Origin of the sequence: Streptomyces sp. NPDC056161 (genome assembly GCF_042268025.1) — a bacterium.
In the GTDB taxonomy this organism is placed as follows: Bacteria; Actinomycetota; Actinomycetes; order Streptomycetales; family Streptomycetaceae; genus Streptomyces.
On record NZ_JBHJUV010000016.1, the window covers coordinates 1 to 13365 of the forward strand.

The window sequence follows — 13365 nt, forward strand, 5'->3', positions numbered from 1 at the left end:
GGGACGGAGCGGGAGTCGCGCGGGCAGTGCCCTCCCGTCCCGTTCACGGGCCGGGCGCCCCCGATGTCCCTTCCACGACCACGTCCGAGCAGCCTTCGACGGCCACGAGGTCCGTCTCTACGAGGGCTTCGGCGTCGGCGCCTGTCAGGTGGTTGCCGGTGAAGGTCGGTCCGCGGACGGCGCGGGCGTGGACGACCGGGGCGCCGGCCCCGTCGAAGACGTTGCCGCTGATCGTCACGTTGCGGTGCACGGGGTGCGCGGGGTCGAGGACGGTGTTGGTCGGGGCGATGAGGATCGCCGGGGTGGACGGGCGCAGGATCCCCGCACCGGCTCTCGTGCACCCGACCGGCCGACCACTGGCAGGGGGCTCTGCCGCTGGACAACGGGCGGACTCCTTCGCGTCGAGCGGCTTGCGCCCGGTGACCTTGCGCAGGAACTCGGCCCGGTCCCGGCCGAGTTCACGCATCGAGGTCCTCCGGTCCGGGCCGAGCAGCAGGCCCAGCACGGATTCCGCGGCCTGCGAGGTCAGCCATGCGCCCCTACTCCGATTCCGCCCGCGGGCGCCACGTGCCGTCGAGTGGGATGCCGGCGGCCACCGCGATCCGATTGCGTGATTCGACCAGTCGGGTCCTCAGCGCCGCCAGGTCCACGCCCACCAGTACGCCGTCGCGTTTGACCACGCGGCCGGCGACGAGGACGGTGTCCACCAGGCCGGAGTGGCCGGCGCTGACGATGGTGGCGGCCGGGTCGGTGACCGGGAACACGGTCAGGTCGTCGGCGCGCAGAAGGATGACGTCGGCGTCCTTGCCGGGCGCGAGGCTGCCGGTTCGGGCGCCGAGTCCGCACGACCGGGCGGCGTCGACGGTGGCGAACTCCAGCAGGTCCCGGGAGCGCAGGCCGCCGTCCAGGCCGCGCTGCACGGCGAAGGCGGTACGCATCGTGGAGAACATGTCGCCGCCGACCGACGGGACGTCGTCGACGGACAGCGTCGGGCGCAGGCCGGCGGCCAGCGCCCGGCCGGTGATCGGTGCTCCGAACCCCATCTTCAGCTCGACGTCCGGGCTGATCGACACCGAACTGCCCGCGTCGGCGAGCATCCGCAACTCTTCGTCACTGATCCCGTTGGCGTGCACGAACGTGGTGGTGTCCCGCAGCAGACCGTGCTCGCGCAACTCGGCGACCGGGCGCCGCGTCCCGCCGCCGTCGGCGTGGAGGCTGGTACGCAGGCCGAGTTCGGCCGCCAGTTCCAGCTCTCGGGCGACGGTGTCCATGCCGGTGACCTCGGGCCCGCGCAGTCCGAGTGCCATGGTGACCGGGCCGTCCCCGGCCATGTCGGCGCGGACGCGGCGGACGGCGGCGTCGACCGGGTCGGGGGTGCCCCATCCGGCGCCGAGGCAGAAGATCGACCGCCCCGGTGCGTCCCGCAGCGCGGCGACGGCGGCGTCCTCGTGTTCGCGGTCCTGCGCGACGTGGTACCAGTCCAGCATCGTGGTCACGCCGGAGTGCAGGGCCTCCAGGCGGCCGAGCAGAGTGCCTACGTAGACGTCCTCGGGCTGGTAGTGGGGCTTGACCGTGCCGTGCATGGCCACCGCCCACTCGGGGAACGTCCAGTCCGCGCCGATGCCTCGGAACGCGGTCTGCCAGGTGTGGCGGTGGTTGTCGACGAAGCCGGGCATGACGATCCGGTCGGTCGCGTCGATCGGCTCGGCGTCCGGCGCGTCGATCCGTTCGGCCACCTCGACGATCACGCCGTCTTCGATGAGGACGTCACCGTGGTCGAGATCGCCGACAGCCGGGTCCATGCTGACCACGGTGCCGCCGGTGAGCAGGGTCTTCATCGGGATGAACTCCTTCACGGACGCGTTCGGATTGCTCAAGATCGTGTTGTGGCGACCGCTCCTTCTCTGCCTGCCGCCGTGCAGTTCGGCCGCGGGCGGTCAGGCACGGCTGCCGCAGGTGACCGACGGGGAGAGGGGCACCGCGAGGCCGCCGGGGACATACACCTCGGGTGGCCGGCAGTAGCTGAGCAGCACGGGGAGGATGCCGAAGCCGGACGGGGCGATCACCGCGAGCCGTGGCATTCCGCCGGAGACCTTGCCGTCCCGCAGGCCCCAGCAGGCGTGCAACTGGTCCGGCCCGCACCAACGGTCGGTCAGGTGCGCACGGCGTCGGCGGCGGCGAGTGCGTCGGCGACCAGGTCGGCCGTGTCCTCGGTGCCCGCGGCCAGCCGGACCAGGCCCGGCGGGACCGCCCCGGCGATCTGTTCCGCACTGAGCATCCCGCGCCACATGGACGCCGGGTGCACGGCCAGCGATTCCACGCCGCCGAGGCCGGCCGACCGGCGCGGATAGGTCTGAGCAGCTTTGGCAGCAAATTGCGCGCGGTCTGAGGCGAACGATTGTGGTAGGTGGTCTAACGGCGCAATAATCTGCCACCATGGACGAGGTCGATCGGTCGATTCTGGCTGTGCTCGAACAGCATGGTCGGATCAGCAACGCCGAGCTTGCCGCCCGGGTCGGGCTGTCGCAGTCGCCCTGCCTGCGGCGCGTGCGCCAACTGGAGGAGGCGGGGGTCATCCGCGGCTACCGGGCGCTGATCGACCCCGTCGCGGTCGGTCGTGGTCTGCGGGTGTTCGCCGGGGTGCGGCTGATGCGGCACACCCGCGCGGAGGTGGTCGCGTTCGAGCGGGAGGTCACCCGGCTGCCGGAAGTGGTCGCCTGCCACCACATCACCGGCAACTTCGACTATCTGCTCCAGGTCGAGGTGGCGGACCTGCCCGCCTACGAGGACTTCCACGCCCACCAGTTGGCCGACCTGCCCAGCGTGGCCACGGTGACCAGCTACGTCACCATGAAGACGCTTTCGCCCGACACCGCATGACGCTTTCGTCCCGACCCGGGTGGTCCGGCGTACGCACGGCGGTCGGCGGCTCGGACAGTGAGGGTGCCGTGTCGGTACCTCAGGGCCGGTGCTGGACGGACGTCGGATCCGACGCGCCGCTGACCCGTCCAGGTCGCGCCTGGGCCGCGTTTGAATTGAACCGCGGACGCCCGGAAGGTCCAGCGGCCGAGCCGGGAACAGCCGGTCCGACCGGCACTGTTGAATCGACTGAGGGACCGGCGCCGCCCAGGCGGGGAACACGGAGACCACGAGGTCGTCCACCCCGCCAGGAGCCGGGCCCCGGGTTCGCGGACGCCCGCCGTGGACTCGGACCAAGCTGTATTTCTCCAGGAGGACTGTTTCATGACTGACCGGCCTTTGACACTCATGGCTGTGCACGCCCACCCCGACGATGAGGCCACCGGAACCGGTGGGGTTCTCGCGCGGTACGCGGCGGAAGGCATCCGCACGGTGCTCGTGACGTGTACCGACGGCGCTTGTGGCGACGGACCGGGGGGTGTCAAGCCGGGTGATCCCGGGCACGATCCGGCGGCCGTCGCCTTGATGCGCCGTCAGGAACTCAAGGCGAGCTGTGACGTCCTGAAGGTCAGCGATCTGGAGATGCTGGACTACGCCGACTCCGGGATGATGGGCTGGCCGGGCAACGACGCCCCCGGATCCTTCTGGCAGACCCCCGTGGCGGAAGGCGCGGCCCGGCTCGCGGAACTCATGCGGCACTACCGTCCTGATGTGGTCGTCACCTACGACGAGAACGGCTTCTACGGCCATCCCGACCACATCCAGGCCCACCGCATCACGATGGCGGCGCTGGAGATGACCGAACTGAGGCCGAAGGTGTACTGGACGACCATGCCCCGTTCGATGATGCAGCGGTTCGGCGAGGTCATGCGGGAGTTTCATGAGGACATGCCGGAGCCGGATCCGGCCGAGGCCGCCGCGATGGCCGAGATCGGCCTCCCGGACGATGAGATCACCACGTGGGTGGAGACCACCGCGTTCAGCGGTCAGAAGTTCGACGCGTTGGCCGCGCACGCCAGTCAGGGCGAGAACATCTTCTTCCTGAAGATGGGCAAGGAGAAGTTCGGCGAGTTGATGGGCATGGAGACCTTCGTACGGGTACAGGACGCCACCGGCGCCGCCGTACCCGAGAACGATCTCTTCGCCGGACTGCGCTGATCCGCGCGGCCGACCGGGGCCCCGACGCCGGATGAAGGACGGCGCGGCCCGGCTCGGCGCGCCGTCCGATCAGACCGGCCCCGACCGCGGTCGGCGGGAGAGCGCCGCGATGTGCCCGCAGGTGTGCCTCCGGCCGGCCCACCGTCTGGTCGTCCAGGGTCCGTGCAGGGTTGCAGGGCGATGTCCACCCGGGCATCGGCTTCGCAACCGACGCGCGCCTCCGACCAGGGCGAGCGGGCGATCCCGGACCGTGCCGACGCGCGCCTCCGACCAGGCCGAGCGGGCGATCCCGGACCGTTCGACGGACAGGATCGCTCGGGGCCGCCCTGGGTGTGTGGCAGACCCGGTAACCAGCAAATGGGGCATATTGACAGGGGGATAGGATTCGGTCGAGACGAATCCGTACGGTGCCGCGCGAGATGCGCGGGGGCCGGACACGGTGGCCGCCCAGGAGGAGCCGGATGTTGCAGGCGCTGGGCTTGAGCCCGGCTGAAGAGGCCGTCTACACGGCACTGTTGACCCGTCCGACAGCCTCCGCGCGGGATCTCGCCGGGCAGACCGGAACGGAGGAGTCGGAGACCGCCCGCGTTCTGCTGGACCTGGCCACACGTGGCCTGGTGGCGGTCGCCGCCGAGGCCGGGAGCGGGACGCCTGACCCGGCCGACCGCGAGGTCGGCCGCCGGCCCGCCCACTACCGGCTCACACCGCCTTCGGTGGCCTTGGCCCCGTTCCTCGTCGAGCAGCGCAACGCGCTTCAGCGGGCCGAGGTCGCGCTCTCGATGCTGACCGAGCAGTACCGCAGTGCCGCCGTGCACACCGCCGGCAGCGTCGTGGAGGTGGTCGTGGGCGCGGAGCAGGTCGCACACCGCTTCCATCAACTGCAACGGGGCGCACAACGGGAGTTGCTCGTCTTTCTCGTCGGTGTGCCCATCGCGGTGTCGCGCGAAGAAGCCGACATGTCGGAGAACTCCGCGCTGGACCGAGGAGTCGACTTCCGGGTCGTGGCCGCCAGGAACTACCTCGACGGTCACGACGTGGCGCGGGACGTGCAGGCGTCCATCACGGCGGGCCTGGAGCTCCGCCTGGTCGACTCGCTGCCACTGAAGATGGTCGTCTCGGACCGAGAGCGTGCCATGGTGCCGCTGGAGACGGCGGATTCCGGCGACGAGCCGAGCGCCGTCGTGGTGCACCGCAGCGGCCTGCTGACGGCCCTGGTCCACCTCTTCGAGAAGGAATGGGCCCAGGCCCGGCCGCTGTACACCACCGCCAAGGGCGTGCGCGTGGAGCAGGTGACCGACCAGCAGCCGACCGAGGGGGAACTGGAGGTCCTCGCCCTGCTGCTGGCAGGGTTTTCCGATCGGCGTACGGCATCCCAGCTCGGCCTCTCCATACGCACCGTGGAACGGCGGACGCGCCGTCTGATGGACCTCGCCGGGGCGGATTCGCGCCTGCAACTCGGGTGGCACGCCGCGCGTGCGGGCTGGCTCTGACCTTTCCTTCTCCTCGGCCCGAGGCCGAGGAGGCTTCCCCTACCAGCGATCCGCCTACGAGGGACGCCGGGACGCTGGTCAAGGAGGCGGAGGACGGCACCGGCGCGTCCCTTCCTTGAGTTCGCCTCGGCATGCCTCAGCGCGGCAGACCGTCCCGCCCGGGAACCTGCGCGAAGCCTCACCGAGCCGACGTACCAGGTGAGGTGACCGTGTGACGGAAACCCGTCATGCGGCAAACCCGCCATGTGTGACATCCCTGTGAACCCCGTATGTCTGCCAGGCTGCAGCCGCAACATGGCATGTTCACGGCCTCAAGTAGGGAGATTCATGCGCCCCATATCGCTCATGGCCTTGGGCGCGGCGACCGCCGCCGTCCTGGCCGTCTCCGCGGTCACGCCTTCCGGGGCGGCGGATACGCCGCCTGACGGAGCCTCGGGGACGAGGCCGGTCATCGGGAGCGGGACCACAGCAACGGACGGCAAGCAGGTGACGGTCACTCTCGTCACCGGCGACAAAGTACTGGTGACCACGGACACGTCGGGTCGCAGTTCTGCGGCGGTGCTGCCGCGCCAGGACGGTGCGCAGCCGATGTTCCAGACCTATCAGAGGGGCAAGGACCTCTACGTCTACCCGGACGACGCCTCCCAGGCGATCGCCGACGGCAAGGTCGACGAGCAGTTGTTCAACGTCACTGGGCTCATCCGCCAGGGATACGACGACACACACACCGACTCACTGCCGCTCATCGCCACCTACCGCGAGGGTGTGAGCGTCGCCGACAGCGTGCCCGCTTCCCCCCGCGGGACCGAGCGGAGCCTGAGCCTCCCGGCTGTGAACGGCGTCGCGCTCAAGGTCGGCAAGACCACCGCCGCCACCTTCTGGCAGGACATCACCGGTACCCGCTCACGTTCTGCCTCCACGGTGCGCAAGCTGTGGCTGGACGGCAAGGTCGAGGCCACACTGGCCCGGTCCACCGCGCAGGTGCACGCGCCGGAGGCATGGGCGGCCGGCTACGACGGCAAGGGCACCAAGGTCGCCGTGCTGGACACAGGCGTGGACGCCGAACACCCCGACCTGGCGGGCCGGGTCACCACGTCCAGGAACTTCACGGACTCCAAGACCACCGACGACCGGGTGGGCCACGGCACCCACACCGCCTCCACGGTCGGCGGCTCGGGAGCGGCCAGTGGCGGCCGCGAGAAGGGGGTGGCCCCTGGTGCCTCCCTGCTCATCGGCAAGGTCCTCGACGACCAGGGCTACGGCCAGGACTCCTGGATCATCGCGGGTATGCAGTGGGCCGTGGACCAGAAGGCCGACGTCGTCTCCATGAGCCTGGGCAGCGCCACGATCGGCGACTGCACCGACCCGATGGCCGAGGCCACGAAGCAGTTCTCGAAGAACACCCACACCCTGTTCGTCGTCGCCGCCGGCAACTCCGGCTCGAACACCGAGACCGTCTCCTCGCCCGGCTGCGTACCCGGCGTGCTGACCGTCGGTGCCGTCGACCACGACGACACCACCGCGTGGTTCTCCAGCCGCGGTCCCGTGGCCGTGACCCACACCCTCAAGCCCGAGATCGCCGCCCCCGGCGTCGACATCTCGGCGGCCAACGCGGGCGGCCGCGGCGTCTACGCCTACCAGACGATGTCCGGTACCTCCATGGCCACCCCGCATGTCGCGGGCGCCGCGGCCGTCGTCCGCCAGGCCCACCCGGACTGGACCGCGCAGCGGATCAAGGCAGCCCTCGTCGCCTCGGCCCGCACCGACGGCAAGGTCGCAGGCGCCGACCAGACCGGCGGTGGGGTCCTGGACGTGTTCGGCGCGGTGAACCAGAAGGTGCTTTCCGCGCCGGCCGTCCAGGCCGGCAGCTACGACTGGCCGCAGGAGGCATCGGACCGCACCACCGTGCGGGTGCCCCTCACCAACACCAGCGGAACCGACCTCACCCTGAATCTGAAGGTCAGCGGGGTGCACGGCAACGACGGCAGCGACGTCCACTCCGGCATCGTCAAGCTGGAGCAGGGCAAGGTGAAGGTCCCCGCGGGCGCCACCGCCGAGGTGCCGCTGCGGATCGACCCCACCGCCCGTCTGAAGGACGCCCAGTACGGTGCGGTCACCGGCCGGATCCTGGCCACCGGCGACCACGTGCACGTCTCGGTGCCCGTCACGCTCTACGTCCAGCCGGAGACGGTCACCCTCCGGGTCAAGGCCATCGACCGCGACGGCAGACCCGCGACCGGCACCTCCTCCCTGGACCTCGTCAGCCTCGACACCAACAAGGGCGAGCGCCGCAGCAACCAGGGTGCGGCCGAGCAGACGTACAGCGTGCGTCCTGGCGACTACGCCCTCAGCGGCTTCGTGGCGACGTACGACGCGAACAACGCACCTGAATCGGTCAGTTACCTCGCGCACCCGCAGCTCCGGATCACCCGTGACACCACCGTCGTCCTGGACGCCCGCAAGGCCCACCGGCTGAGCCTGCACACCGACCGCCCGTCGACGGTGGACAACACCACGATCAGCTACGACCGCACGTGGGACGACACCTGGCAGACAACCGGATCGGTCTCGGTCGACGGCACCGTCCAGGAGTTCTACGCGGACATCGACGGGCGCGCCCAGAACGGCACCTTCGAGTTCCGTCCCACCTGGCGCGCGACCGGCTCCGAGGACGGCTCCTCCTACGTCTACAACCTGTCGTTCCCGACCCGGGGTCCGCTCCACTCCGACCAGGTCCACCGGCCCAGGGACACCAAGCTGGCCCAGGTCACCGAGAAGTGGAACGCCATGGGCAAGGAGGGCGACTACGTCGACGCGATGTTCCTCCGCCCGTCCGGGAGCAGCGGTGGCTACGTCCCCGTGAGCCCGTCCGGCACCGTCCATGTGCCCGGTACCCGCACCGCGTACTACACGACCGGCGACGACGCCTGGTACCACGGGGCGATGACCAGCTTCCCGTTCGCCGCGTTCATGAGCGACCACGAGCGTACCTACCAGGCGGGACAGCGGAGTGCCGAGGAGTGGTACGGCGGTCCCCTGCGGCCGGCCGCGCCACGCGATGCCGACGGCAAGCTGATGCTGGCCGCCGAGCGGCAGGGCGACCTGATCGGCATTCAGACCGGGCTCTGGCTCGACAGCTCCGGCGACCACTGGTCCTCCGGCGGGTCGTTCGGCGACCTCGGCAACCTGGTACTGAAGCGGAACGGTGAGCAGATCGCCACCAGCGCCTGGCCGTACGACGCGTTCAAAGTGCCGGACGAGGACTCCGCGTACGAGCTGACGCAGAACCTCCAGAAGATTCCGTCCTCGGACCGCAACTGGCTGCGCTCCACCGCTGTCACCACCACCTGGAGCTTCCGCTCCCACCGGGAGCCGGACGTCTACTCCCGGGGCCTGCCGATTCTCTTCCCGGCGTACGACCTGCCGGTGGACGGCCTGAACACCTTGCCCGCGCAGAGCGGCATCAGGGTCGGCCTGTCGGTCGAGGGTCACGCGGGATACACGCCAGGGGCGATCAAGTCGGCCTCGCTGTCGTACTCCTACGACGGCGGTACCACCTGGATCCAGGCGCCGACCGAGCAGCGGGACGGCCACTGGACGGCCGTCCTCGACCACACCGGCGCCTCCGGCAAGCAGGTCACGACGAAGGCCACCGTCACCGACGCCAACGGCAACGCGGTCACCCAGACCATCACCCGCGCCTACGACGTCCGGTAGTCACACAGTCCGGCCGGGCGGTCTGCCGTAACGGGCGGGCCGCCCGGCCGCCTGCTGCCGTCAGTCGCGCCTGCTCGGCACGGAACCCACGGAACCCACGGGACCTAAGGGACTAACGGGATCTACAGGACCAACGGTTCACCGGCCGGCCGACTTCGACCGGCCGGGTTGTCGTCGAGGTATTAGGAAGGCTGGCCTTGCAATATTGCGATTGGAAGTCTAGTCTTCTATTCATGCAACCTCGCGACGCTCTGAACCGCTCCACGGCCACTTCGATCCGGGTGGCGGTGGGGATGCTCAAGCGACGTACCGGCGAGGCGCTCACGGACGGCCAGTTGACGAATCCGGAGTTGACCGTGCTGGCGCAGATCGACCGCAATGGCCCGATCACCGTCGCCGATCTGGCCCGGCTACAGCAGATCACCCCGCAGGCAATGGGCTCGACCGTCGCATCGCTGGAGAAGCACGGACTGGTGACGCGGTCACCGGACCCCGACGACCGGCGGCGGTCACTGCTGACGGTCAGCAGTGCGGGCAGCGACGTCCTGCACTCCAGCCGCGACGTGATCTCCGATCGCATGGCCGTCGCGCTCGGCGAGTCGTTCACCGATGACGAGGTCGCCGTCCTGGCGGCGGCGGCTCCGCTGCTTGAGCGCCTCGCCCAGCGTTTCTGACCCACACGCGAACCGGCAGTGATCATCACGCCGCTCTCCCGGCGCAGACTCGTCCGCAGACCGGTCATCGCGGCCGCTGCCGTCTGCCTGCTCGGATCAGCCGGTGTCCTGCTGCTCGACTCCACGATCCGGATCGGCATCGTGGTCATCCTGACCCTCGTCTTCGGGCTCGCCATCGGCTTCTCGACCGTCGGCAACCAGACCTCGCTCACCGAGCAGGCGCCGGCCGCTCAACTGGGCGCCGCGTCCGGGCAGCTGGGCACCTTCGGATACGTCGGCTCCATCGGCGCCGACGCCGGTGCCGTCACCGGCTTGGTCGTCCGCCGCGACGTCACCGACCGCGACGTCACCGGCCACGACGTCACCGACCGCGACGTCACCGACCACGGCGTCACCAACCCACGATGTCCACCGGATCGGCTGGATCACGACGGCCATCAGCCTCGTTCCGGTGGCACTCACACTCGCCGACCGCACCGTGCGGCCGGTCCGCCACTGACGGCCCGACCCGACGGACCGCTCAACACCACCGATTGCTCAAGGAGACACACATGCCCATCACCGCGATCGACCCCAACACGGCCCTCATCGTCATCGATCTCCAGGCCGCCGCCGTCCATATGCCGACGGTTCACCCGTTCGGCGGTGTCCTGGCCAATGCGGCCAGGCTCGCCGCCGCCTTTCGGGCCGGGAAGCTCCCCGTCGTGCTGGTCAACGTCGCCGGCGGCGCCCCGGGCCGCACCGAGCACGACTTCGGGGCCCCGGACCTCCCCGCCGGCTGGTCGGACCTCCTCCCGGAACTCGACCAGCAGCCCGGCGACAAGACGGTCACCAAGTACACCTGGGGCGCTTTCCACAACACCGACCTGGCAGCACACCTCCGGGAACTCGGCGTCACCCAGGTCGTCGTCTGCGGACTCGCCACGGCCATCGGTGTCGAGTCCACCGCCCGGCAGGCCCACGAGCACGGCTTCCACGTGGCGTTGCCGATCGACGCCATGACCGATCTCGACGCCGCGGCGCACGACAACTCGGTCGCGCTGATCTTCCCCAAGCTCGGCGAGACCGGGACCACCGCCGAGATCCTCACCCACCTCGGCGCCTGACCCCGGCCGCGCGACAACGGGCGGGCCCATGGTGCCGTGGGGGGAACGAAGCTGACGCATCGAATCTTGCAGGCGAATATTTTGATTCTACAAAGTCCTGTCTAGTTATTGCGCTTCGATATCGGCAATATTACGGTCCTCCTTGCGTCGCCCCGCCATGTCCTCCCAGCCTCCGCTGAGCACAGGCACGGCCCCCGCAGGGGCAAGGGCGGTGCCGGCCCGATCACCGATTTCGCTCGCTCGCAGTCGACGGACGTCGACACCGACCAGAGGAGTCCAGATGGGTGTCACACGCAGAGGCTTCCTACAGGCCGCGATCGCGGCCACCGCGGTGGGAACCGTGGGAGCCACCGCGACCGTCTCCGCCGAAGCCGCGTCAGCGGCCAGTCCACCCGGTGACGTGGTCGGCAAGATCAGCGTCGGCTACCAGGGCTGGTTCGCCTGCACCGGCGACGGCGCGCCCATCAACGGCTGGTGGCACTGGAGCCAGAACTGGGGCCAGTCGCCGTCCCCGTCGAACACCGCCATCAAATGCTGGCCCGATGTGCGCGACTACACCAAGACGTACCAGACGTCGTACGCCGCCTTCGGCAACGGCCGTGCCGCCACCCTGTTCTCCTCGTACGACCAGCAGACGGTGGACACCCACTTCCTGTGGATGCAGCAGAACGCCATCGACACCGCGGCACTCCAGCGCTTCAACCCCACCGGAGGCGAGGGCCCCACCCGCGACGCCATGGCGACCAGGGTGCGCAGCGCAGCCGAGTCGTACGGGCGGAAGTTCTACATCATGTACGACGTCACCAACTGGACGAACATGCAGTCCGAGATCAAGACGGACTGGACGAACAAGATGTCCGCGCACACCGCGTCCTCGGCGTACGCGAAGCAGAACGGCAAGCCGGTCGTCTGCATCTGGGGCTTCGGCTTCAACGACAACAACCACCCCTTCACCGCCGACGCCTGCCTCGACGTCATCAACTGGTTCAAAGGGCAGGGGTGTTACGTCATCGGCGGCGTCCCGCGCGAATGGCGGACGGGCACCGGGGGCTCACGGGCCGGCTATCTCGGCGTCTACCACGCCTTCAACATGATCTCGCCGTGGATGGTCGGCGCCATCGCCAACGTGACCGAAGCCGACAACGCCTACAACACGTACACCGTCGGCGACCAGGCCGACTGCAACGCCAACGGCATCGACTACCAGCCCTGCGTCCTGCCCGGTGACCTGGCGCTGCGGCAGCGGGTGCACGGCGACTTCATGTGGCGGCAGTTCTACAACATGGTCCGGGCCGGGGTGCAGGGCATCTACATCTCGATGTTCGACGAGTACAACGAGGGCAACCAGATCGCCAAGACCGCCGAGACCCAGGCATGGGTGCCCGGCAACTCCGGTTTCCTCGCCCTCGACGAGGACGGCACCGCCTGCTCCGCCGACTACTACCTGCGGCTGACCGGCGACGGCGGCCGCATGCTCAAGGGGCAGATAGCGCTGACCGCCACCCGCCCCACCCAGCCGGTCGTCTCCACCGGCGGCGACACCACGGCCCCCACCGCGCCGGGTGCCCTGAACGTCACCGGGCACACCAGCAACTCCGCCTCGCTGGCCTGGAGCGCCGCCACCGACGGTGTCGGCGTCACCGGCTACCGCGTGCTGCAAGTGACCGGCTCGACCAGCACGCAGGTGGGTACGACCAGCGGCACCTCGTTCACGGTGACCGGACTCGGCGCGTCCACCGCGTACACCTTCGGTGTCGTCGCCTTCGACGCGGCCGGAAACGTGTCGCAGCTCTCCAACCAGGTCACCGTCACCACCGATCCTCCTTCCAGCACCACCAACCTGGCTCTCCGCCGCCCGACCGCGGAGAGCAGCCACACCCAGACGTATGTCTCGGGCAACACGACCGACGGCGACGCCAACACCTACTGGGAGTCCGCCAACAACGCCTTCCCGCAGTGGGTCCAGGTCGATCTGGGCGCCGCCACCGACGTCCGACGGATCGTCCTCCGCCTCCCTCCGGCGACCGCGTGGGCCGCCCGCACCCAGACCGTCTCCGTACAGGGCAGCACGGACGGCGGCACCTTCGCCCAGCTTCTCGCCCCGGCGGGCTGCACCTTCGACCCGGCGACCGGCAACACGGCGACCCTCACGCTTCCCGCCACCGTGGTCACCCGCTACGTACGGCTCACCTTCACCGCCAACACCGGCTGGCCGGCCGGGCAGATCTCGGAGTTCCAGGTCTTCGGCGCCTGATGCCTGACCCCGTCTCCGTCGGCGGCTGAGGGGCCGTTCGTATCCGA

The 13365-nt window shown here is 69.8% G+C and carries 12 protein-coding genes; 7 read left to right on the top strand and 5 right to left on the bottom strand.

The features are described 5' to 3' along the window. Positions 1-43 precede the first annotated feature (43 nt). The 4 genes from ACFC09_RS16755 to ACFC09_RS16770 all read right to left on the bottom strand — a co-directional run bounded on the left by ACFC09_RS16755 (position 44) and on the right by ACFC09_RS16770 (position 2428). A complete protein-coding gene (locus ACFC09_RS16755; protein WP_376528446.1) occupies positions 44-466 on the bottom strand; it encodes a hypothetical protein in 423 nt (140 codons plus the stop codon). A gap of 73 nt (positions 467-539) precedes the next feature. Then, a complete protein-coding gene (locus ACFC09_RS16760; RefSeq protein WP_376528769.1) occupies positions 540-1838 on the bottom strand; it encodes an amidohydrolase family protein in 1299 nt (432 codons plus the stop codon). A 99-nt stretch (positions 1839-1937) separates the two neighbouring features. Continuing rightward, positions 1938-2081, bottom strand: coding sequence for a hypothetical protein (locus ACFC09_RS16765; RefSeq protein WP_376528449.1), 144 nt, complete (start codon positions 2079-2081; stop codon positions 1938-1940). A gap of 71 nt (positions 2082-2152) precedes the next feature. Continuing rightward, positions 2153-2428, bottom strand: a complete 276-nt coding sequence (locus ACFC09_RS16770) for a PLP-dependent transferase (protein ID WP_376528772.1) — start codon at positions 2426-2428, stop codon at positions 2153-2155. 8 nt (positions 2429-2436) lie between these two features. Here ACFC09_RS16770 and ACFC09_RS16775 point away from each other — a divergent pair, with 8 nt between their 5' ends. From ACFC09_RS16775 to ACFC09_RS16795, 5 genes are all read left to right on the top strand, one after another. Then, positions 2437-2880 (top strand): Lrp/AsnC family transcriptional regulator, encoded by a 444-nt coding sequence (locus ACFC09_RS16775; protein ID WP_376528451.1) that lies wholly within the window; start codon positions 2437-2439, stop codon positions 2878-2880. Positions 2881-3243: 363 nt separating this feature from the next. Then, positions 3244-4077: a PIG-L family deacetylase gene (locus tag ACFC09_RS16780; RefSeq protein WP_376528453.1), complete on the top strand. Its 834-nt coding sequence runs from the start codon at positions 3244-3246 to the stop codon at positions 4075-4077. A gap of 461 nt (positions 4078-4538) precedes the next feature. After that, positions 4539-5567, top strand: coding sequence for a helix-turn-helix domain-containing protein (locus ACFC09_RS16785; protein ID WP_376528456.1), 1029 nt, complete (start codon positions 4539-4541; stop codon positions 5565-5567). A 327-nt stretch (positions 5568-5894) separates the two neighbouring features. After that, positions 5895-9284, top strand: coding sequence for a S8 family serine peptidase (locus tag ACFC09_RS16790; RefSeq protein WP_376528459.1), 3390 nt, complete (start codon positions 5895-5897; stop codon positions 9282-9284). 233 nt (positions 9285-9517) lie between these two features. Further along, the gene (locus ACFC09_RS16795; protein WP_376528461.1) at positions 9518-9958 is read left to right on the top strand and encodes a MarR family winged helix-turn-helix transcriptional regulator; all 441 of its coding nucleotides are present in this window, start codon (positions 9518-9520) and stop codon (positions 9956-9958) included. Between the two features lie 96 nt (positions 9959-10054). Here ACFC09_RS16795 and ACFC09_RS16800 read toward each other — a convergent pair whose 3' ends face one another. Further along, entirely contained in the window at positions 10055-10396 is a 342-nt protein-coding gene (locus ACFC09_RS16800) for a hypothetical protein (protein WP_376528463.1), read from the bottom strand. A 113-nt stretch (positions 10397-10509) separates the two neighbouring features. On the opposite strand from ACFC09_RS16800, the gene ACFC09_RS16805 reads away from it, so the two are divergent. Both ACFC09_RS16805 and ACFC09_RS16810 read left to right on the top strand, forming a co-directional pair. Next, entirely contained in the window at positions 10510-11064 is a 555-nt protein-coding gene (locus ACFC09_RS16805) for an isochorismatase family protein (RefSeq protein ID WP_376528465.1), read from the top strand. A gap of 280 nt (positions 11065-11344) precedes the next feature. Continuing rightward, positions 11345-13318, top strand: a complete 1974-nt coding sequence (locus ACFC09_RS16810) for a discoidin domain-containing protein (RefSeq protein ID WP_376528467.1) — start codon at positions 11345-11347, stop codon at positions 13316-13318. The last annotated feature ends 47 nt before the right edge of the window (positions 13319-13365 follow it).